Raw genomic sequence first — 20,426 nt, forward strand, 5'->3', positions numbered from 1 at the left:
GCAGCGTCTCAATTCTTGTAAGTCCTCGCAACGTGCCCCCCTCACCCTAACCCTCTCCCCGGGGGGAGAGGGGATTCTCTTTGGGACCGCAACCATGCTCGTTTACATCGTCCGCCGGTTCGCCGGCATGATGGTCGTCATGCTGCTCGTCGCCATGGTGGTCTTCCTGATCGCCCGCGTCGTGCCGGGCGATCCCGCCGCCGTCATGCTGGGGTCCTCCGCCACGCCGGAGGACATCGCGGCGCTGCGCGGCCGGCTCGGGCTCGACGAGCCGCTGCTGACGCAGTTCCTGCTCTATCTCGGGCAGATCGTCCGCTTCGACTTGGGCGAGTCCATCTTCCTCAACCGCCCGGTGGCGCAGGCGCTGGCGGAACGGTCGGAGCTGACCGGGCTGCTGACCATGATGTCTGTCGGCATCGCCATGCTGATCGGCGTGCCGGTCGGCATCCTGTCGGCGGCCAAGCGCGGCGGTCTGGTCGACCAGACCGCGGTCGGGCTCGCCATGCTGGCCGCCAGCATTCCCAGCTTCTGGATCGGGCTGACGCTGATCAAGTATCTGGCGGTCGACCATGCCTGGTTCCCGGTCGCCGGCTACGGCCCGCCCGACGCCGATCTGCTGGAGCGCATGCGCCATCTGGTGCTGCCGGCCATAGCACTCGGCATTCCGAACTCGGCGCTGATCCTGCGCTTTACCCGCACCAGCATGCTGGACGTGATGAGCCACGATTACGTCCGCACCGCGCGGGCCAAGGGGTTGCCGCCGCTGGTCGTCGTGCTGAAGCATGCGCTGCGCAACGCGATGATCCCGATCCTGACGGTGATCGGCCTGACCACCGCGGTGATGATCGCCGGCGCCATCGTGACGGAAACGGTGTTCGGCCTGCCCGGCGTCGGCAACCTGATCGTCTCGGCCGTGCTGCGCCGCGACTATCCGGTGATCCAGGGCGCCCTGCTGGTGGTGTCCGCCATCTATGTGCTGATCAACCTGACGGTCGACCTGCTCTATGCCGTGGTCGATCCTCGGGTCCGTTATTGAGAGGGAGGGTTTCCATGGCAAGCGTCCCCGCCGGTCACGGCAGCGTCCCCCTTCCCTCCTCCGCCCCCTCCTCCAATGAGGCCGGGGGCAGCCGGTCGCCGGCCGCCCTGCTGCTGCGCCAGCTGTTCCGCCGCCGGCTGGTGGTGCTGTCCTTCCTGATCATGCTGGCGATCCTGGCGGTGGCGCTGCTGGCGCCGTGGATCACCCCGTTCAACCCGATGAAGATGGACATCCTCGGCCGGCTGAAGCCGCCGACCGCCGCCCACTGGTTCGGCACCGACGAGTATGGCCGCGACGTGCTGTCCCGCGTGATGCTGGGCGCCCGGCTGTCGCTGCTGGTCGGGCTGCTGGTCGTGGTGGTGGCGACGCTGCTCGGTACGCTGCTGGGGCTGGCGGCCGGCTATATCCGGCCGCTCGACGGCCTGCTGATGCGGCTGACCGACGCGCTGATGGCCTTCCCGGACATCCTGCTCGCCATCGCCTTCATGGCGGCGCTGGGGCCGTCGCTCTACAACGTCGTGCTGGCGCTCGGCATCGTCTACACCCCGCGCGTCGCCCGCGTGGTGCGCGCCGCCTGCCTCGTGGTGCGCGAAATGCCCTTCATCGAGGCGGCGACGGCGCTCGGCGCGTCGACCCCGCGCATCGTCTTCCTGCACATCCTGCCCAACCTGATGTCGCCGATCCTGGTGCAGGCCACCTTCATCTTCGCCTACGCCATCCTGACGGAGGCGGCGCTGTCCTTCCTCGGCGTCGGCGTGCCGCCGACCACGCCCACCTGGGGCAACATGATCGCCAGCGCCCAGCAGTATTTCCAGCAGGCCGACTGGCTGATCCTGTTCCCCGGCTGCGCCATCGTCCTGACCGTGCTGTCGCTCCAGATCGTCGGCGACGGGCTGCGCGACGCGCTCGACCCCCGGCTCCAGAATGCGAAGTGAGATGACCGATACCCTTCTCATCAAGGGCGCCCGCGTCATCGACGGCACCGGCGCCCCCTGGTTCCCGGCCGACGTGCTGGTGGAGCGCGGACGCATCGCCGCAATCGGCCCGATGCTCGACGCGCCGGACGCCGAGCCGCTGGAGGCGCAGGGCCGCTTCCTCGCCCCCGGCTTCATCGACGCCCATTGCCACGACGACCTGATCCAGCTGCGCCAGCCCGGCCGGCCGGAGAAGGTGGCGCAGGGCGTCAGCACCGTGGTGGTCGGCAACTGCTCCTTCGGGCTCTACCCGCAGAGCCCGGACAGCGGCGACCGCTTGCGCGAGCATTTCGGCAACCTGCTGGGCACGGTGTCGGACCAGGAGACCTTCGCCGATTTCGCCGGCTACCGCGCGGCGCTCGACGGGCGCGGCACCGCCATCAACCTCGTCTCGCTGGTCGGGCACGCCGCCCTGCGCCTCGCCGTCATGGGCTGGCAGAACCGCGCCGCCACCGCCGATGAGCGCGAGGCGATGGCCGCCCTGCTGGCCGACCAGCTGCGCCAGGGCGCGCACGGCCTGTCGCTCGGCCTCGTCTATCCGCCGAGCGCCTGGGCAGACCGCGCCGAGCTGGTGCGGCTGGCCGAGGTGGTGGCGGAGCATGGCGCGCTGCTGACCGCCCATGTCCGCTCCTACGAGGGCGGGCTGATCGCTTCGGTGGACGAGTTCCTCGATCTGCTGAAGGCCGGCAGGGCGAGCGGCCTGCTCTCCCACCTGCAAGCCGCCGGGAAGCCCTATTGGGGCAGCCTGCCGCGGGCGGTGGAGCGGCTGGAGATCGCCCGCAAGGGCGGCACCGACGTCAGCTTCGACATGTACCCCTACCCGGCCGGCTCCAGCACCATCCTGCAACTGCTGCCGCCCTCGGCGCTGGCGGGCGGGGTCGAGGCGCTGCTGGCGCGGATGGCCGATGCCGACGGGCTGGCGGCGCTGCGCCGGGCGGTGGAGGACGGCGAGGCGCCGAACGACACCGGCTGGGAATCCAAGATCCGCCTGATCGGCTGGGAGAATGTCCGCATCGGCGGCGTCGGCGAGCCGGACCTGCGCACCCTGGAAGGGCTGTCGCTGACCGAAATTGCCGAAGTCGCAAAGGAATCGCCCTTCGACACGCTGGTCCGCCTGATCCGTGCCGACCGCGGCCGCACCAACATCGTCATGTTCCAGCTGGCCGAGGCCGATCTGGAGACCGCGCTGTCGCACCCGCTGCACATGCTGGGCTCCGACGGGCTGCCGCGCGAGACCGGCAAGCCGCACCCCCGCGCCTTCGGCAGCTTCCCGCGCTATCTCGCCCGCGCGATCAGGGGCGAAGGCGGGCTGGGGCTGGAGGATGCCGTGCGCCACATGACCGCCGTCCCGGCCCAGCGCTTCGGCCTGTCCGACCGCGGGCTGATCCGGCCGGGCATGGTGGCCGACCTGGCCCTGTTCACCGCCGACGTGGCGGACCGCGCGACCTTCCAGGAGCCGACGCGCCCGCCCCACGGCATCACCGACGTGCTCGTCGCCGGACAGTTCGTCCTGCGGGACGGTGGGCACACCGGCGCACGTCCGGGCAAGGCCCTGGCCCGCGCCTGACACATTTCAAAACCCCAGTTTCAAAACCAGTGAGGACCGAATGACCAACCGCAAGCCGATTTTCGCCGAGAAGGCGGTGCCGCCCGCCGGCCAGTACAGCCACGCCATCGTCGCGAACGGCTTCGTCTATGTGTCGGGCCAGGGGCCGCACCATCCTGAAACCGGCGCCCTGCCCGAGGATTTCGCCGGCGAGGTGCGCCAGACCCTGCGCAACCTGGAAATCATCCTGAAGGCTGCCGGCACCGACCTCGCCCATGTGGTGAAGGTCAACAGCTACCTGAGCGACCTCGGCCGCTTCCAGGAATACAACGCGCTCTATTCGGAGTTCTTCCCGACCGAGCCGCCGGCCCGCACCACCATCGGCTGCCAGCTGAACAACATCCAGGTCGAAATCGACTGCATCGCCGTCCTGCCGACGGCTTAACATTCCGGGCGGCCGATCCCGCCGGGATCGGCCCCTTTCCTCTTGTCGCCTTTGGAGCGGTCCCATGCGCGTCGACGAACTCGACACCCCCGTCCCCGTCATCGACCTCGACCGGGTCGAGCATAACCTGACCAAGATGCAGGCCTATTGCGACCGGCACGGGTTGGCGCTGCGCCCGCACATCAAGACCCACAAGCTTCCCCAATTCGCGCTGCGCCAGATCGAGCTGGGCGCCGTCGGCATCACCTGCCAGAAGATCAGTGAAGCGCTGGTGATGGCCGAGGCTGGCTGCAAAGACATCCTGCTGACCTACCCCATCGTCGGCGCCGCCAAAGTGTCGCCGCTGGCCGAGCTGGCCGGCAAGACCAGGCTGACGGTGGCGCTCGACAACGCCGTCGCCCTCGACACCGTGGCCGCAGCCGCCGCGCAGGCCGGCGTCGAGATCGGCATTCTCGTGGAGTTCGACAGCGGCGACGGCCGCTGCGGCGTGCAGACCCCCGACGAGGTGCTGACGCTGGCCCGCCGCGCCGCCGGCAATGGCCTGACCCGCTTCCGCGGCCTGATGACCTACCCGCGCGGTCCCCGCACCGTGCCCTTCGTCACCGAGACGCGCGCCCTGCTGGACGGCGCCGGCATCGCGGTGGAGACGGTGTCGGTCGGCGGCACCCCCGGCTGCTGGGACACCCATGAGCTTCCCGGCGTGACCGAACTGCGCGTCGGCACCTACATCTATCACGACCGCGCCACCGTCGGCGCCGGGGTGGCGACGCTGGACGAATGCGCCGTGCATGTCCATGCCACCGTGGTCAGCCGCCCGACCCCCGACCGCGCCATTCTGGATTGCGGCAGCAAGACGCTGTCGAGCGACCGCGTCGCCCCGTCGGTGGGCGAAGGCTTCGGCCTGATCCTCGACTACCCCGACGCGGTGATCGTCCGCGTCAACGAGGAGCATGCGGTGGTCGACCTCAGCAAGAGCGCCGCGAAGCCGGAGATCGGCGACCGCGTGCGCATCCTGCCCAACCATGTGTGCGTGGTGACCAACCTGCACGACCGCATGGCGATCACCCGCAACGGCGAGGTCGTCGGCGACTGGCCGGTGCCGGCGCGCGGCTGCACCCGCTGACTTCAAATCCGGGATCCCGTCATGGACGCTGACCTCACGCTCGACATCCGCAACCTGCAAACCCACTTCACCGCCGATCCCGGCGTGTCGAAGGCGGTGGACGGCGTGTCCTTCGCCGTGCGCCGCAACGAGACGCTGGCCGTCGTCGGCGAATCCGGCAGCGGCAAGTCGGTGACCAGCCTGTCGGCGATGCGGCTGATCCCGACGCCGCCGGGCATCATCGCCGGCGGCGAGATCCTGTTCCGCGGCCGCGACGGCCAGGTGCGCGACCTCGCCCGCCTCAGCGAGCGCGCCATGCGCACTGTCCGCGGCAACGAGATCGGCATGATCTTCCAGGAGCCGATGACCTCGCTGAACCCGGTCTACACCGTCGGCGACCAGATCGGCGAGGCTCTGCGCTACCATCAGGGCCTCGACCGCCGGGCGGCGCGGGCGGAGGCGCTGGCCATGCTGAAGAAGGTCGGCATCCCGGCGGCGGAGCGGCGGCTGGACGAGTATCCGCACCAGATGTCGGGCGGCATGCGCCAGCGCGTGATGATCGCCATGGCGCTGGCCTGCCGCCCCACCCTGCTGATCGCCGACGAGCCGACCACGGCGCTGGACGTGACCATCCAGGCGCAGATTCTCGACCTGATGCGACGGCTTCAGGAGGAGACCGGCACCTCGATCCTGTTCATCACCCACAATCTGGGCGTGGTGGCGGAGGTCGCGCACCGGGTGGTGGTGATGTATTCCGGCCGCATCGTCGAGGAAGGCGATGTCCGCTCCCTGCTGAAATCGCCCAGGCACCCCTACACCCGCGGGCTGCTGGCCTGCATGCCGCATCTGGGCCAGCGCCGCGGCGATGGCGGCCGGCTCTACGCCATCCCCGGCAGCGTGCCGAGCCCGGTGAACCGCCCGGCCGGCTGCACCTTCGCCCCGCGCTGCGCGCTGGCCGAACCGGCCTGCCTCGCCGCCGAACCCGTTCTGGAGCCGGTCGGCCCCGACCATTCCGCCCGCTGCCGCCGCTGGAGAGACGTGCAATGAGCATCGATACCGCTACCGAACAGCCCCTGTTGAGCGTCCGCAATCTGGAAAAGCGCTTTGCGGTGCGCGGCGGGCTGCTGCAACGGCCGGTCGGCTGGGTGAAGGCGGTGGACGACCTGTCCTTCGACCTGAACCGCGGCGAGGTGCTGGGGCTGGTCGGCGAATCCGGATCGGGCAAGACCACCGCCGGGCGCAGCATCCTGCGGCTGATCGAGCCGACCGGCGGCTCCATCCGCTTCAACGGGCAGGAGATCACCGGCCTGGGCACGGCGGAGATGCGGGCGCAGCGCCGCCGCATGCAGATCGTCTTCCAGGACCCCTATGCCAGCCTCGACCCGCGCCAGCGCGTGCGCGAGGTGATCGGCGAGGCCCTGACGATCCACGGCATCGGCACCCGCGCCGACCGCCGCGACCGCGTGGCGGCGCTGCTGGAGAAGGTGGGCCTGAGCGCCGACGCCATGGACCGTTTCCCGCACGAATTCTCCGGCGGCCAGCGCCAGCGCATCGGCATCGCCCGCGCGCTGGCGGTGGAACCCGACTTCATCGTCGCGGACGAGCCGGTGTCGGCGCTCGACGTCTCGGTGCAGGCGCAGGTGGTCAACCTGCTGGGCGATTTGCAGCGCGAGCTGGGGCTGGCGGTGCTGTTCATCGCCCATGATCTGGCGGTGGTGCGCTACATCAGCGACCGGGTGGCGGTGATGTATCTCGGCCGCCTGATGGAGATCGCACCGAGCGACAGCCTCTACGAGCGTCCGCGTCACCCCTACACCATGGCCCTGCTGTCGGCCGCCCCCGACCCGGACCCCGACGCGCCGAAGACCCGCATGCTGCTGGAGGGCGACGTGCCGAGCCCGATGAACCCGCCGTCCGGCTGCGTCTTCCGGACACGGTGTCCGTTCGCGCTGACGGCTTGTGCGGAGCCGGAGGCCCGGGCGCTGCGGGAGGTGGCGCCGGGGCATTCGGTGGCGTGCATTCGGGATGATGTGGGGGTGGGGTGAGGGGGAAGCATAAATCAAAATTTCTCATCAACATTATGATATCACAATGCATCCCAGATATTATTAGCATGATTAATTCTATTTCCATTAAGATTTACTGAGGAAATTTTAGCTCAAATAGAAGACTTAGAACTCTTTCAATAACCTTACGGTAGTCAGAGATTTGGGTATCCGTAATCTGCTGAGTTGCCCGTTCGTGGATGAGAGAGTTTCTAAGGCCGTAGTAGTGATCAATCTTATTCAGAAGCATAGGAGATAGGTTTATGTGGGGCTGCACCTCCTTGATGACTGCCTTGCGACCTTGTTCAAATAGGCTTGCGATATGGCTATTTTTATACTTATTAGCAGGAAATAGATCAGATCTAGCGACAATAAATTCTTTCAGAGCTATCTCAAAATTACTGTCCAAAAGTATCAAAGCAATACGGTTTCTAGTATCTATCTTTTGTCTACTGATTAAATCCACCATGCCCATGGCCTCTATTAATCCAATTGTCCACGGCTGAGAATCTATCTTCTTTTTGTTTCTTTCTTTTAACTCTTGGACGCGCGGCAATTTGCGTGTACGTGGCAATTGGGGTAAGACCATACGCCGTTTTACTTCCACGTCCTCAGGATCAACATCCTCCACAGAACCAGCAGTATAAGGATACACCTCTTGATCCCACTGCTTCTTTAATCGACGCGAAAGAGATGTATAATAACTTACCAGATTTATAAGAGTGGGTCGCAATTGGAGAAATGCTTCGTGACTATAATTTATCCCACTTTTGCTGCTAGTCAACGGCATCAATTCAGAAGGGCCTTGAATATCTACAATAACCCTACACAGAGACGCATCCGGGTGAGGAACGCCAGCCTCTCCAGAAACATAATACCCAACATCACGCACTTTTAATTCTCTGACAATTAATCTATTATTGCAATAAAAATACACACCATAATTTTCTGCTTCGGGGTTTCTATCAAGAATTAGTCCTGCCTCTATTGTAACATTCAGACTCTTACCATCGATAGGAAAAACATCGAAATTTGTACGCCTTGGCTCGAAGCTAGGAGGAAATGCCCACAAATTGAACATGGTAGGCTCAACTTTTTGCCTATTTATTGTGATGGAACATCCTTTACGAATAAACCAGCCATAAGTTGCGCAAAGATGATCATAAAGTGACTTAACGTCATCTTCAGACATTCTTTGGCGAAGCTGAGATATAGTTACACTTGTAGTACCAGGATCGACATCTGGAATTTCGTAGACAGCGAGGAACCAATCATCGTTCGCCAACCAATCCTTTGTTATATCTATCTGTATGCTCTTTTCTTTTTTGTATCGGGTGCGGATTTCAACAAGCTCTCCCAATGCAACGCCTGCACGCTTACCGCCCACGCCAAATGTTCCGATAACATCTTTCGATGATCTATTTCGCGATGCGCCCGGCGCAATTAATAACCGCAACTGATCTTCACGAACGCCACCCGCATCATCTAATACAGAAATAATCTGACGGGAATCGTCTAAAACAACTTGCACGTTGAGCGGTCGTTTCCTGCCGCTTTCTGTCCACAAATCAATGGCATTATCAACCAGCTCACACAGCCCTGTACGAAGATCATAATCACTAATAATTGATAAGAAGAGCCGCTTTTCAGGCGTGCCGTCGATAACCTCAAGTTGCTGCTTATGCGATACGCCCGCCAAAATCATTCTCCCACAAACAATTCGCCCTTATTGTATCACGCGCATAGGTAATATGTAATCCACTGCATGCTTGCACTTCTAATTTTCCCTTATTAGATTTCATTTAATGCCTTATGCAATCTCTAGTCTGCATTCCTTGAGGCACAATCTGCCTTGGCATATTTGCTTCGACGCAACATCGATATACCAAAACCTCACCCCCTCCGCGCCGCCTCAATCGCCGCCACGTCGATCTTCGTCATCCCCATCATCGCCTCGAACGCCCGCTTGGCCTCCTCTCCGCCCGCCGCCAGCGCATCGGTCAGCACGCGGGGCGTGATCTGCCAGGAGATGCCCCAGCGGTCTTTGCACCAGCCGCAGGCGCTCTCCTGGCCGCCGTTGCTGGTGATGGCGGTCCAATAGCGGTCGGTCTCCTCCTGGTCGTCGGTGGCGATCTGGAACGAGAAGGCCTCGCTGTGGGTGAAGGCCGGGCCGCCGTTCAGGCCGAGGCAGGGGAGGCCGGCGACGGTGAACTCGACCGTCAGCACGTCGCCCGCCTTGCCGGACGGGTAGTCGGCGGGGGCGCGGTGGACGGCGGTCACCGCGCTGTCGGGGAAGGTCTCGGTGTAGAAGCGGGCGGCGGCCTCGGCGTCCTTGTCGAACCAGAGGCAGATCGTGGTCTTGGCGACGGCCATGGCGGATCCTTTCGCGCTGGAACCGAACCGGCCGGGCGCGGGGTCGAACGGGCCGGCCCCTCCCGGCCCGACACCATAGCGTGTTCAGTAGGGCTTCACCACCACCAGCGTCACGATGGCGATGGCCCCGGCGATCACCGCCAGCGGGGAGAAGCGCAGCAGCGGCGACACCGGCCGCGCACCCGGTTCGCCCAGCCGCCGCAGCCCGGCGGCGATCTTGCCGTGCAGGGCGGACAGGATGAGGACGATGACCACCTTCGCCACCAGCCACGGCTCGAAGCCCCAGCCGCCGACCACCACCAGCGTGATGCCCAGCAGCCACGCCAGCCCCATCGCCGGGGAGGTCACGCGGCGCTCCCAGCGGCCCATGGCGCGCAGCAGGCGGGCCGGTCCTTCCTCGGCGGCGGTCGTGGGGTCCAGGGCGCTGATCAGGATGGCGGCGGCGGACATCCCCAGGATCCAGAGCGTCACCGCCGTGACGTGCAGCCCGATAAGCCAGATATACACCGCGACCGTCCTTCGAAAGCCCGGCCCGACCTCGCGTCAGGCCCCCACTTGCAGGATGATCTTACCGCGGCCGTGGCCGGAATCGAGCCGTTCGTGCGCCTTGCCGACCTCTTCCAGCGGCAGGACGGCATCGACGATCACCTTGGCCTGCCCGCGCACGAACAGCGGCGCCATCTCGCGCAGGCGGGCGCCCTCGCGGGTCAGGAAGGTGCCGTACAGGGTCTGGTTCTTCACATAGAGCGCATTGAGGTCGCCGGTCGGCGGCAGGATGGTGGCGATGCGGCCGAAGGGGCGCGTGACCTGCGTGCTCAGCGGCACATTGCCGCCGGCGGTGTCGAAGGCAGCGTCCACCCCTGCCCCGCCCACCTCGCGCAGGATCTGGTCCACCACGTCGGCGTCGCGGTAGTCGAGCGTCACGTCGGCGCCGAGATCGCGCATCGCCTCGTGGTTGGCCTTGCTGGCGGTGGCGAGCACGCGGGCGCCGGCCGCCTTGGCGAACTGGATGGCGAAGCTGCCGACGCCGCCGGCCCCGCCATGGATCAGCACCGTCTCGCCCGGCCGCACCGCCAGACGGCGGACGATGGCCTCCCACGCCGTGCCGCCGGCCAGCGGGATGCCCGCCGCCTCGACATGGGACAGGCCGGCCGGCTTGTGGGCGACGATGGACGCGGCTGCGACAGTGTATTCGGCATAGCTGCCGTTGGGATTGCCGAAGATCTCCGGGGTGTAGAACACCTCGTCGCCGGCCTTGAAGCCGGTCACGCCGGGGCCGGCCTCCTCGACCACGCCCGACACGTCATAGCCGAGCACCGCCGGGAAGGGGATGCCGGCCCAGCTGCCGGACTGGCGGATCTTGGCGTCCACCGGGTTGGTGCCCGACGCCACCACGCGGACCAGCAGTTCGCCCGGCCCGGCGACCGGGCGCGGCCGGTCCTGGAGTTCGAACACATCCGGTCCGCCGAACCGCGAAATCACCATCGCACGCATGCCGTCATCCTCCGTTCCGGCTGTTGCACTGAATAAGCACCAACGTGGGACGCCGGCCCTCGCCTGTCCAGCGGGGGAAGGAGGGTCAGCCGATGCGGAACTCCTCGCGGTGGATCGCGGTCATCGCCAGCCCCTCCGGCCCGATGGCGCCGCGATACATGCCGGAGCAGTTGAAGGGCAGCGCCACCCGGCCGTCGCGGTCGATGGCGATCAGGCCGCCGGAGCCGCCGATCACCCCCAGCTCGTCCACCACGTCGCCGGCGGCGCGCTCCAGGGTCTGGCCGGCCCAGCGCATGCGGGCGTCGATCTCGTGGGCGGCGCAGCGGCGGATGAAATGCTCGCCATGGCCGGTGGCGGAGACCGCGCAGGTGATGTTGTCGGCGAAGGTGCCGGCGCCGATCACCGGGCTGTCGCCGACGCGGCCCTTGGCCTTGGCGGTCATGCCGCCGGTCGAGGTGGCGGCGGCGAGGTTGCCGTCGCGGTCGCGGGCGACGGCGCCCACCGTGCCGTGGCGGCGCTGGTCGGCGCCCCCATCGGAGTTGTCTTCGGGGGTGCCGGAGCGGCGGCGCTCCAGCTCGGCCTGGAGGGCGTCCCAGCGCGGCTGGGTGAAGAAATAGGCGGCTTCCTCCATCGCCAGACCCTGGCGGCGGCAGAGATCCAGCGCACCCTCGCCGATCAGCAGGACATGCTCCGTGTGCTCCATCACCGCCCGGGCGGCCAGGATCGGGTTGCGCGGGCCGAACAGCCCGGCCACCGCACCGGCGGCGCGGTCGCGGCCGTCCATGATGGCGGCGTCCATCTCCTGCACGCCCTCGGCGGTGAAGACGGCGCCGCGGCCGGCGTTGAACAGCGGCTCGTCCTCCAGCGCCATCACGGCGGCGGTCACGGCGTCGAGCGCGCTGCCGCCATCGGCCAGCACCTCATGCCCGGCGGCGAGCGCCCGGCGCAGGCCGGCGTGGTAGCCCTCGGTCAGCGCCGGGGTCAGGGCGCTGCGCTTGATGGTGCCGGCGCCGCCATGGATGGCAAGGGCGAAGGGCTGCGGGTGGGAAAGGGTCATGGGAGCGGGTCTCAGCGCAGGGTGGCCGACATGGCGGACAGGGTGTTGATCCAGCCGAGCACGGCGGCCATGCTGTCGGCGGGGAGGCGGACGGTAACAGGGTCGAGGCGCTCCGACACCGGGATCAGCGACGCCAGATCGGCCAGCGCCGGGCTGTTCATCTCGATCTCCAGCCGGTAGGGCGCGCCGTCGGCTTGGGGCGGAACGCGGAAGGGCGGGATGCTGGACGCGCGGCGGACGGCGCGGCTTGCGGCCTCGCGGATGCGGTCGCGGGCGACCGACGGCGCCACGGAGCGGGCGGCGCGCTGGCCGAGCGCCTGCTTGACCACCACCTGTTCGGCGTCCGGGAACAGCGGGGCCATCTCGGCGGCGAAGCGGTCGTCGCCGGTCAGCAGGATCACCGGCACGCCGATCTCGCCGGCATAGGCGCCGTAATTGCCGGCCTCCCCCAGCTCCATCCCGTTCACCCGGACACGGCCGAAGGCGAAGCTGTTGGTGGTGTGGGCGAGGATGCCGTACTGGCGCGCGGACGTGTGGAAGCCGACGCACATCACCCCGGCGGTGTCCGGCTCCAGCCCGGCGAACATCCCGATGGGCTTCGGACGGCCGAGGATCAGCTCGGCGGCGGGGTGCAGCTCGTCCGGCAGCAGGTTGACCATCGGGCCGTGGCTGTCGTTGACCAGGATTTCGCTCGCCCCGGCCTCCAGCGCGCCGTCGATGGCGGCGTTGACCTCGGCGGTCATCAGGCGGCGGGCGCGCTCGTATTCGGCATTGCCCGGCGTCACCTGCTGCTGGGAGACCACGCCGGCCACCCCTTCGATGTCGGCGGAGATGTAGATCTTCACGGAGTGCTCCCGGCAGTCAACATATCGGGGGTGAGCGTATCGGAAAGGCAGGGCCGGGTGGCGCCGTCGCGGCCCACCACAGGCGTGGCGGCGGCCAGGGCGTCGAGGACGGCTTCCTGCGTGGCGTCGGCCATCGCCTCGAACAGCGCGTCGATGCGGCGCTCGTTCAGCATGCGCACGGGAATGAGGTCGGCCCGCTCGTCATGGTCGATGCGGTTGGCGGTGGTGAAGCCCAGCGCGATGTCGCCGCTGCCATGGCCCCAGAAGGAGCCGACCCGCGCCAGCCCGACTCCCGCGCGGCGGATCACCCGGCGCAGCTGGCGGTGGTCGAGCGGCACGTCGGTGGCGGCGATGACGATGACGGAGCCCTTTTCCGGCGTGTCGTCCTTCGCAGGCGGGACGACACGCCGGCCGTCGGGCAGGCGCAGCTCCCCCGGCCGGCCGAAATTCGCCAGGACCAGCACGCCCAGGTGATGGCGCTTGCCGTCCAGCTTGAGACGGCGGGACGAGGTGCCGATGCCGCCCTTGAAGCCGAAGCAGGACATGCCGCGCCCGGCGCCGACCGATCCGACCGCGACCTCCGCCCCATCCGTGTCCGACAGAGCGGCGGCGAGCGCGGCGGCGGCATGGGCCTCCGTCACCGCCAGCGCCTGGATGTCGTTCAGCGGGCCGTCGTTGCACTCCATCACCAGCGGATTGACGGTGGCGGTGGTACGGCCGATGTCGGGATTGGCGGCGATGGCGTGGCGGACCAGGGCGGTGGCGCAGGTGCCGACCGACAGGGTGTTGGTCAGCAGGACAGGGGTTTCCAGCGCACCCAGCTCCTCCACCTGCATCAGCCCGATGCTCTTGCCGAAGCCGTTCAGCACCTCGGCGGCGGCGACGGGCTTGTCGCGGTAGAGGTTGCCGGCATGGGGCAGGATGGCGGTGACGCCGGTCTGGATGGCGCCGTCATCGAGCGTGACGTGAGCGACGCGCACGCCCGGAACGTCGGTGATGGCGTTGCGCGGCCCCGGCGTCAGCCGGCCGCAGGCGAGCCCGAAGGCCCGGGCGCGCTTTGCCGGTTCAGCGCAGTTTGGGGTCGAGGGCATCGCGCAGTCCGTCGCCGAGCAGGTTGAAGGCCAGCACCGTCAGGAAGATGGCGAGGCCGGGATAGAAGGTGACGTGGCTGGCGACGCCGATATAGCTGCGCCCATCGGCCAGCATGGCGCCCCATTCCGGGCTGGGCGGCTGGGCGCCGAGGCCGATGAAGCTGAGGCTCGCCGCCGTCAGGATCGAGGTGCCGATGCGCATGGAGACATAGACGATCACGCTGGGCAGCGTGCCCGGCAGGATGTGGCGGACCATCAGCAACCGGTCGCGCACGCCGATGGCGCGGGCGGCGTCGACATAGACCGCGCGTTTCAGCGACAGCGTGCTGCCGCGCACCAGACGGGCGAAGACGGGTACGCTGAAGATCGCCACCGCATAGATGACGTTCTCGATGCCCGGCCCGAGGATGGCGACGATGCCGATGGCGAGCAGGATGCCGGGGAAGGCCAGCAGCACGTCGCAGACGCGCATGATCAGGCTGTCGATCAGGCCACCGCGGAAGCCGGCGACCAGCCCCAGCGCCACGCCGGCCACCCCGCCCAGCAGCACCGACAGCAGGCCGACCGACAGCGAGATGCGGGCACCCCACAGGATGCGGCTCAGGATGTCGCGGCCATAGGCGTCGGTGCCGGCCCAATGGTCGGCCGAGGGGCCTTCCAAAATGCGGTCGTAATCGAAGGCCGCCGGGTCGAAGGGGGCGATCCAGGGCGCGGCCGCCGCCGCCAGCACCAGCGCCAGCAGACAGAACCCTGCCGCCATGGCGGTGCGGTTGCGCCGGAACTTGCGCCAGAACTCGCGCAGCGGCGAACGGACGGCTTCGTGGCCCACAGCCACGGCGGTTGCGTCTGTCGTGGTCATGAGTAGCGAATCTCGGGGTTGGCGAGGGCGTACAGCACATCGACCAGCAGGTTGATGACGATGAACTCCAGCGAGAACAGCAGGATCTCGGCCTGGATGACGGTGTAGTCGCGGTAATTGACGCTATCCACCAGCAGCCGGCCCAGCCCCGGCCAGGAGAACACCGTCTCCACCACGATGGACCCGCCGAGCAGGAAACCGAATTGCAGGCCGACCATGGTGATGATCGGGATCAGCGCGTTGCGCAGCGTGTGCTTCCACACCACCAGCCGGGCCGGCACGCCCTTGGCCCGCGCGGTGCGGACGTAATCCTCGCGCGCGATCTCGATGAAGGCGGAGCGGGTGAAGCGCGCCATGACAGCGGCGACGCCGAGGCCGAGCGTCAGCGACGGCATGACGTAATGCTGCCAGGTGCCGTAACCGCTGGTCGGCAGCCAGCCGAGCTTGACCGAGAACAGGTCGATCATCAGCAGGCCGAGCCAGAAGGACGGAAAGGCGATGCCCGACACCGCCACCACCATGCCGACATGGTCCTGCCAGCGCCCGCGCTTGGTGGCCGACGCCACGCCGATCAGCAGACCGGCCAGCGTCGCCCAGACCATGGCGACCACGGTGAGGTAGAAGGTGGGCATGAAGCGCTCACCGATCTCCTGCGACACCGGCCGCTTGGACTTCATCGACCGCCCGAACTCGCCCTGGACCGCATTGCCGAGGAAGCGGCCGTACTGCACCCACAGCGGCTGGTCGAGGCCGAGATCCTGGCGCACCAGTTCGACGTCCTGCTGGGTCGCATCCGTCCCGGCGACCAGCCGCGCCGGATCGCCCGGCAGCAGATGGACGAAGACGAAGACGAAGACGGAGATCACCAGCAGAACCGGCAGGATGCCGGCGAGACGGCCGACGAGATATTTCAGCATGGGGCGGAGGTCCTGGTGGAGGGCCTGGAGGTGCGGACGAAAAATCCCCTCTCCCCCCTGGGGAGAGGGTTAGGGTGAGGGGGCAGCACGGGCGCAAGCCCGTGCCAGGGGATGGCGAAGGGGCAGTATGCCCCTTCGCGGCGCGCAAAAGCGCGCCGGCCCCCTCACCCTCCCCACCGCTACGCGGCGGGTCCCCTCCCTCTCCCCGCTATCGGCGGACCGAAGGTCCGCCTGTCGCGTCAGCGCAAACTTCGTTCGCGCGAGAGCGGGGGAGAGAGGGCAATTTTTCACATCACTGCAGATCGGCCTCTTCCATCTGCAACCCGCCGTCGGCGACGTAATAGAAGCCGCTCAGCTTCTTCGACTTGCCGGCCAGCAGGTTCTCGACGCCGAGGAAGATCCAGGGCGCGTCCTTCCAGATCTGCTCCTGGGCGACGCGGTAGGCCTCGGCGCGCTTGGCGTCGTCGGCGGTGGCGATGCCGGCCTCGATGGCGGCGTCGACCGTGTCGTTCTTGTAGTAGGCGACGTTGAAGAACTTCGGCGGGAAGCCCTTGCCCCACAGCAGCGGGCGCAGGCCCCAATCGGCGTCGCCCGTCGAGGCCGACCAGCCGCCATACTGCATCTGCACCGTCGCGTCCTCCGGCTTCTCGACGCCCCAGACGCGGGCGACCTCGACGCCAGCCTCCAGGGGGGTGACGGTCAGCTTGACGCCGACCTGCGACAGCTGCTGCTGGACGAACTGCATGCCGCGGATGAAGTTGGTGCTGTTGCGGCCGAACATCTCGGCCTCGAAGCCGTTCGGATATCCCGCTTCGGCCAGCAGCGCCTTAGCCTTGGCAAGGTCATAGGTGTACTGGTTCGGCTGGCCGACATGGAAGCCAAGCTTGGGCGGGATCGCCGAATCCAGCGGGCCGGCATAGCCGCGATAGACCACCTTCATCCAGGCATTCTTGTCGACGGCATAGTTCAGCGCCTGACGGACGCGCGGGTCGTTGAACGGCTTCTTCATGGTGTTGAGCGCCACATAGCGGGCGATGATCGACGGAGCGTCGATGATCTCCAGCTGGGTGTTGGCCTCGACCATCTTCACCATCTCGGACGGCAGCGGATAGATGAACTGCGCCTCGTTGGTCTGGAGCATGGCGATGCGGCTGCCGTTCTCCGGCACGCTCTTCAGCGTGACATGGTCGATCTTCGGCAGGCCCGGCTTCCAGTACTTGTCGTTCTTCTCGACCTTCAGCGTGTCGGCTTCCCAGCTGACGAACTTGTAGGGGCCGGTGCCGACCGGGTGGCGGCCGATCTCCTTGCCGTAGGTCTCCAGCGCCTTCGGGCTGTGGATCATCGCGCCGGGGTGGGCGAGATTGTTGTTCAGCGCGCCGAACGGCTGCGACAGCTTCAGCGCGATGGTGTAATCATCGACAACCACCGTCTCGGCCAGCATCGCCAGCAGGCTCTGGCGCTTCAGCCGGTTGGCCGGGTTGGCGAGGCGGTCGAAGTTGGTCTTCACCGCCTGGGCGTTGAAGGGCGTGCCGTCATGGAAGGTGACGTTCTTGCGCAGGCGGTAGGTGTATTCGGTGGCGGTGTCGTTGACGGTGAAGCTCTCCGCCAGAAGCGGCACCAGCTTCATGTCCTTGTCGAAGCCGAACAGGCCCTGGAGCATGGTGCGGCTGGCCGACTGCGACAGGGTGTCGTTGATGTCGGCCGGGTCCAGCGTCGTGATGTTGTCGGGCAGACCGACAACGAGGTCCTTTGCGGCGAAGGCCGGACCGGCCAGCGCGGTGCCGGCGAGCAGGCCGGCGAGAAGCGGAAGGGCGAAGCGGTTCACGTGTAGACTCCCTGCTTTTTTGGTTCAGAAATCGCCGCCAACGGCGTGTCGGGCGACGAAATGGTCGTCGCCGACCGGCACCAGTGGCTGCACCAGCGGCTCGTCGCCGATGGCACGGATGGGGCTTGGGATCTCGCCGGTCAGCAGCCGCAGGTCACGGGTGCGGCGGCTCGGATCGGCGATCGGCACCGCCGCCATCAGGCGGCGGGTGTAGGGATGCTGCGGATTCTCGAACACGGCGCGGCGCGGGCCGAGTTCGACGATCTGGCCGAGATACATGACGGCGACGCGGTGGCTGACCCGCTCGACCACCGCCATGTCATGGCTGATGAACAGGTAGGACAGGCCTCGTCTGGCCTGGAGTTCCATCAGCAGATTGACGATCTGCGCCTGGATCGACACGTCGAGTGCGGCCACCGCTTCGTCGGCGATGATCAGCTTGGGGTCGCAGGCAAGCGCGCGGGCGATGCAGATGCGCTGGCGCTGGCCGCCGGAGAACTCATGCGGGTAGCGGCGCGCGTGTTCCGGCCTGAGACCCACCTGGGTCAGCAGCTCCGCGACCCGCTCCTCAATGGCACGGCGATGCGACAGGCCCGGCTTGGACGTGGGCACATAGTCGTGGACCAGCATCGGCTCGGCGACGCTGAAGCCGACGGTCATGCGCGGGTTCAGCGAGGCGAAGGGATCCTGGAAGATGTACTGGATCTTTTCCTTCAGCTTGGCCTGACCATTGGAGTCCAGCGTCGCGGTGTCGACGCCGTCGAAACGGATGGTCCCGGAGGTGGCCGATTGCAGCCCCATGATGGTGCGGCCGGTGGTCGACTTGCCGCAGCCGGACTCACCGACCAGCGCCAGCGTCTCACCGGGGCGGACGGCGAAGCTGACCATCTCCACCGCATGGACCCGTGCCTTGAGCGAACCGAAGATGCCCTTGCGCACGTCGAAACGGGTGGTGAGGTCGCGCACCTCCAGAAGCGGGGCATCGGCGGCGCGCACGGTATCCTGCACCGGCGGCGGGGCCGGAGGAGCGGCATCCACCTTGGCGTCATCCACCGCCAGCAGGGGAAAGCGCACCGGCAGATCCTGGCCACGCAATGCACCCAGCTTCGGCACCGCCGATAGCAGAGCCTTTGTGTAGGGGTGCTGCGGCGCCTGGAAGATGCGCTCGACGGGCCCCTCCTCCACCTTGCGGCCACGCCACATCACGACGACGCGGTCGGCGACCTCCGCCACCACGCCCATGTCATGGGTGATGAAGATGACGCCCATCCCCATCTCGTCCTGCAACAGGCGGATCAGCCGCAGGATCTGCGCCTGGATGGTGACGTCCAGCGCCGTGGTCGGTTCGTCGGCGATCAGCAGCGACGGCTTGCAGGACAGCGCCATGGCGATCATCACGCGCTGGCGCATGCCGCCGGAGAGCTGGTGCGGGTGGCGGTCGAGCAGCCGGGCCGGTTCGGGGATGCGCACCTTCTCCAGCATGCGCAGCGCCTCGGCCCGCGCAGCCTTGCGGTCGAGATCCTGGTGCAGCATCACCGCCTCGGCGATCTGGTCGCCGATGGTGAAGACCGGGTTCAACGATGTCATCGGCTCCTGGAAGACCATGGCGATGTCGTTGCCGCGCATGTCGGTCAGGGATTCCGCCGACGGGGTGGCGAGGTCACGTTCGCGCCCGTCGCGGCCCTTGAAGCGGATGCGCCCGCCGACGATGCGGCCGCCGGCATAATCGACCAGCCGCATCAGCGACAGCGAAGTCACCGACTTGCCGGACCCGGATTCGCCGACGATGGCGACCGTCTCGCCCGGCGCCACGGTGAAGCTGACATCCTCGACCACGCGCAGTGGGCCGTGCTCGCCGTCGAAGGCGACGCTCAGCCCCTCCACGGAAAGCAGGGCCGGCGCGGTGTCGACCGCTTTGACGGCAGCCGCACCGTTCATCGCCCGAGCCTTTCGGCGAACAGCGCGAACAGGCGGCGCCAGACCATGCCCGGCGCGCCGCCGCCGACCGGCTTGCCGTTCAGCGTCGTGACCGGGGTGATCTCCTTGGTGGTGCTGGCAATCCAGATCTCGTCGGCGGTCTCAAGCTCCGCCGCCGGGATGTCCCGCTCCTCCAGGCGGATGCCGGCCTCCGCCGCCAGCCGCAGGATGACGGTGCGGGTGATGCCCTGGAGGATGCGGTTGTCGTTGAGCGGGGTGGCGACGACGCCGTCCTTGACCACGAAGATGTTGGTGGCGGCCCCCTCCGTCACCAGACCGTCGCGCAGTTGCAGCGCATCGACCACGCCGGCATCGGTCGCCGCCTGCTGCGCCAGCACGCTGCCCAGCAGCGCCACCGTCTTCAGTTCGCAGCGGCCCCAGCGGATGTCGGGGATGGTGATGGCGGCCACACCCTGATCGCGCCACGCCGCGGGCGGACGCTTCAGCGGGCTGACCATGCCGAACACCGACGGGGTGACGCCAGCCGGGAAGGCATGGCCGCGGCTGGCGGCGGCGCCACGGGTGACTTGCAGATAGACGGTCAGGTCGCCGTCGATGCCGGATTCAGCCGCGAGGCGCTCCATGATGCCCATCCAGTCGCCGGCCGATAGGGTGCAGTCGATGCGCAGCTCGGACAGGCCCCGCTGCAGGCGGGCGATGTGGGCTTCCGGCTCGAACAGGCGGCCGTTGTAGGCGGCGGTCACCTCATAGAGGCCATCGGCAAACAGGAAACCGCGGTCCAGCGGCGACACATGGACCTTGTCCAGCGGCAGGTAACGCCCGTTCCAATAGGAGATCGTCATCGCTTTTCGGCTTCTTTGTCGCGTGGATGGGAAAGTC

General features: G+C 67.1%; 19 protein-coding genes. 7 read left to right on the top strand and 12 right to left on the bottom strand.

Annotation, left to right across the window (positions count from 1 at the left end):
• The first annotated feature begins 94 nt into the window (after nt 1-94).
• The 7 genes from E6C72_RS13920 to E6C72_RS13950 all read left to right on the top strand — a co-directional run bounded on the left by E6C72_RS13920 (nt 95) and on the right by E6C72_RS13950 (nt 7,148).
• Nucleotides 95-1,036 carry an ABC transporter permease gene (locus E6C72_RS13920; RefSeq protein ID WP_109086964.1) on the top strand — a complete coding sequence of 314 codons (942 nt, stop codon included), beginning with the start codon at nt 95-97 and terminating at the stop codon, nt 1,034-1,036.
• 14 nt (nt 1,037-1,050) lie between these two features.
• On the top strand, nt 1,051-1,971 hold the full coding sequence (locus E6C72_RS13925) for an ABC transporter permease (protein WP_199228804.1): 921 nt from the start codon (nt 1,051-1,053) through the stop codon (nt 1,969-1,971).
• A 1-nt stretch (nt 1,972) separates the two neighbouring features.
• Nucleotides 1,973-3,577, top strand: a complete 1,605-nt coding sequence (locus tag E6C72_RS13930; RefSeq protein ID WP_109086965.1) for an amidohydrolase family protein — start codon at nt 1,973-1,975, stop codon at nt 3,575-3,577.
• A gap of 40 nt (nt 3,578-3,617) precedes the next feature.
• The gene (locus tag E6C72_RS13935) at nt 3,618-4,001 is read left to right on the top strand and encodes a RidA family protein (protein ID WP_014188873.1); all 384 of its coding nucleotides are present in this window, start codon (nt 3,618-3,620) and stop codon (nt 3,999-4,001) included.
• Between the two features lie 64 nt (nt 4,002-4,065).
• The gene (locus tag E6C72_RS13940) at nt 4,066-5,124 is read left to right on the top strand and encodes an alanine racemase (RefSeq protein ID WP_109086966.1); all 1,059 of its coding nucleotides are present in this window, start codon (nt 4,066-4,068) and stop codon (nt 5,122-5,124) included.
• A 21-nt stretch (nt 5,125-5,145) separates the two neighbouring features.
• Nucleotides 5,146-6,150, top strand: coding sequence for an ABC transporter ATP-binding protein (locus E6C72_RS13945; protein ID WP_109086967.1), 1,005 nt, complete (start codon nt 5,146-5,148; stop codon nt 6,148-6,150).
• On the top strand, nt 6,147-7,148 hold the full coding sequence (locus E6C72_RS13950; RefSeq protein ID WP_109086968.1) for an ABC transporter ATP-binding protein: 1,002 nt from the start codon (nt 6,147-6,149) through the stop codon (nt 7,146-7,148). The genes E6C72_RS13945 and E6C72_RS13950 overlap by 4 nt, the downstream gene beginning before the upstream one ends.
• A 94-nt stretch (nt 7,149-7,242) precedes the next feature.
• Here E6C72_RS13950 and E6C72_RS13955 read toward each other — a convergent pair whose 3' ends face one another.
• The 12 genes from E6C72_RS13955 to E6C72_RS14015 all read right to left on the bottom strand — a co-directional run bounded on the left by E6C72_RS13955 (nt 7,243) and on the right by E6C72_RS14015 (nt 20,389).
• Nucleotides 7,243-8,847: an ATP-binding protein gene (locus E6C72_RS13955; protein ID WP_199228805.1), complete on the bottom strand. Its 1,605-nt coding sequence runs from the start codon at nt 8,845-8,847 to the stop codon at nt 7,243-7,245.
• 194 nt (nt 8,848-9,041) lie between these two features.
• A complete protein-coding gene (locus E6C72_RS13960; protein WP_109086970.1) occupies nt 9,042-9,521 on the bottom strand; it encodes a VOC family protein in 480 nt (159 codons plus the stop codon).
• Between the two features lie 84 nt (nt 9,522-9,605).
• On the bottom strand, nt 9,606-10,028 hold the full coding sequence (locus tag E6C72_RS13965) for a CopD family protein (protein ID WP_109086971.1): 423 nt from the start codon (nt 10,026-10,028) through the stop codon (nt 9,606-9,608).
• A gap of 36 nt (nt 10,029-10,064) precedes the next feature.
• Nucleotides 10,065-11,015: a zinc-dependent alcohol dehydrogenase family protein gene (locus E6C72_RS13970; RefSeq protein ID WP_109086972.1), complete on the bottom strand. Its 951-nt coding sequence runs from the start codon at nt 11,013-11,015 to the stop codon at nt 10,065-10,067.
• An 85-nt stretch (nt 11,016-11,100) separates the two neighbouring features.
• Entirely contained in the window at nt 11,101-12,072 is a 972-nt protein-coding gene (locus E6C72_RS13975; protein ID WP_109086973.1) for an isoaspartyl peptidase/L-asparaginase family protein, read from the bottom strand.
• Nucleotides 12,073-12,083: 11 nt separating this feature from the next.
• Nucleotides 12,084-12,917, bottom strand: coding sequence for a M55 family metallopeptidase (locus tag E6C72_RS13980; protein WP_109086974.1), 834 nt, complete (start codon nt 12,915-12,917; stop codon nt 12,084-12,086).
• Nucleotides 12,914-14,008: a P1 family peptidase gene (locus E6C72_RS13985; protein ID WP_109086975.1), complete on the bottom strand. Its 1,095-nt coding sequence runs from the start codon at nt 14,006-14,008 to the stop codon at nt 12,914-12,916. Before E6C72_RS13985 ends, E6C72_RS13980 begins: the two co-directional genes overlap by 4 nt.
• Nucleotides 13,983-14,867, bottom strand: a complete 885-nt coding sequence (locus tag E6C72_RS13990; protein ID WP_109086976.1) for an ABC transporter permease subunit — start codon at nt 14,865-14,867, stop codon at nt 13,983-13,985. The genes E6C72_RS13985 and E6C72_RS13990 overlap by 26 nt, the downstream gene beginning before the upstream one ends.
• Nucleotides 14,864-15,784, bottom strand: coding sequence for a glutathione ABC transporter permease GsiC (gene gsiC, locus E6C72_RS13995; RefSeq protein ID WP_109086977.1), 921 nt, complete (start codon nt 15,782-15,784; stop codon nt 14,864-14,866). Before gsiC ends, E6C72_RS13990 begins: the two co-directional genes overlap by 4 nt.
• 292 nt (nt 15,785-16,076) lie before the next feature.
• A complete protein-coding gene (locus tag E6C72_RS14005; RefSeq protein ID WP_109086978.1) occupies nt 16,077-17,609 on the bottom strand; it encodes a glutathione ABC transporter substrate-binding protein in 1,533 nt (510 codons plus the stop codon).
• A gap of 24 nt (nt 17,610-17,633) precedes the next feature.
• Nucleotides 17,634-19,547 (bottom strand): ABC transporter ATP-binding protein, encoded by a 1,914-nt coding sequence (locus E6C72_RS14010; RefSeq protein ID WP_109086979.1) that lies wholly within the window; start codon nt 19,545-19,547, stop codon nt 17,634-17,636.
• Nucleotides 19,544-20,389, bottom strand: coding sequence for a D-amino acid aminotransferase (locus E6C72_RS14015; protein ID WP_109086980.1), 846 nt, complete (start codon nt 20,387-20,389; stop codon nt 19,544-19,546). The genes E6C72_RS14010 and E6C72_RS14015 overlap by 4 nt, the downstream gene beginning before the upstream one ends.
• Between the last annotated feature and the right edge of the window lie 37 nt (nt 20,390-20,426).

Source organism: Azospirillum sp. TSH100 (assembly GCF_004923295.1).
Lineage (GTDB): Bacteria > Pseudomonadota > Alphaproteobacteria > Azospirillales > Azospirillaceae > Azospirillum.

Coding starts and splice junctions, on each gene's coding strand:
- E6C72_RS14010 (WP_109086979.1), bottom strand. CDS start 19,547: ATGAACGGTGCGGCTGCCGTCAAAGCGGTCGACACCGCGCCGGCCCTG.
- E6C72_RS13990 (WP_109086976.1), bottom strand. CDS start 14,867: ATGACCACGACAGACGCAACCGCCGTGGCTGTGGGCCACGAAGCCGTC.
- E6C72_RS13930 (WP_109086965.1), top strand. CDS start 1,973: ATGACCGATACCCTTCTCATCAAGGGCGCCCGCGTCATCGACGGCACC.
- E6C72_RS13970 (WP_109086972.1), bottom strand. CDS start 11,015: ATGCGTGCGATGGTGATTTCGCGGTTCGGCGGACCGGATGTGTTCGAA.
- E6C72_RS14015 (WP_109086980.1), bottom strand. CDS start 20,389: ATGACGATCTCCTATTGGAACGGGCGTTACCTGCCGCTGGACAAGGTC.
- E6C72_RS13985 (WP_109086975.1), bottom strand. CDS start 14,008: ATGCCCTCGACCCCAAACTGCGCTGAACCGGCAAAGCGCGCCCGGGCC.
- E6C72_RS13925 (WP_199228804.1), top strand. CDS start 1,051: ATGGCAAGCGTCCCCGCCGGTCACGGCAGCGTCCCCCTTCCCTCCTCC.
- E6C72_RS13950 (WP_109086968.1), top strand. CDS start 6,147: ATGAGCATCGATACCGCTACCGAACAGCCCCTGTTGAGCGTCCGCAAT.
- gsiC (WP_109086977.1), bottom strand. CDS start 15,784: ATGCTGAAATATCTCGTCGGCCGTCTCGCCGGCATCCTGCCGGTTCTG.
- E6C72_RS13920 (WP_109086964.1), top strand. CDS start 95: ATGCTCGTTTACATCGTCCGCCGGTTCGCCGGCATGATGGTCGTCATG.
- E6C72_RS13935 (WP_014188873.1), top strand. CDS start 3,618: ATGACCAACCGCAAGCCGATTTTCGCCGAGAAGGCGGTGCCGCCCGCC.
- E6C72_RS13940 (WP_109086966.1), top strand. CDS start 4,066: ATGCGCGTCGACGAACTCGACACCCCCGTCCCCGTCATCGACCTCGAC.
- E6C72_RS13960 (WP_109086970.1), bottom strand. CDS start 9,521: ATGGCCGTCGCCAAGACCACGATCTGCCTCTGGTTCGACAAGGACGCC.
- E6C72_RS13945 (WP_109086967.1), top strand. CDS start 5,146: ATGGACGCTGACCTCACGCTCGACATCCGCAACCTGCAAACCCACTTC.
- E6C72_RS13975 (WP_109086973.1), bottom strand. CDS start 12,072: ATGACCCTTTCCCACCCGCAGCCCTTCGCCCTTGCCATCCATGGCGGC.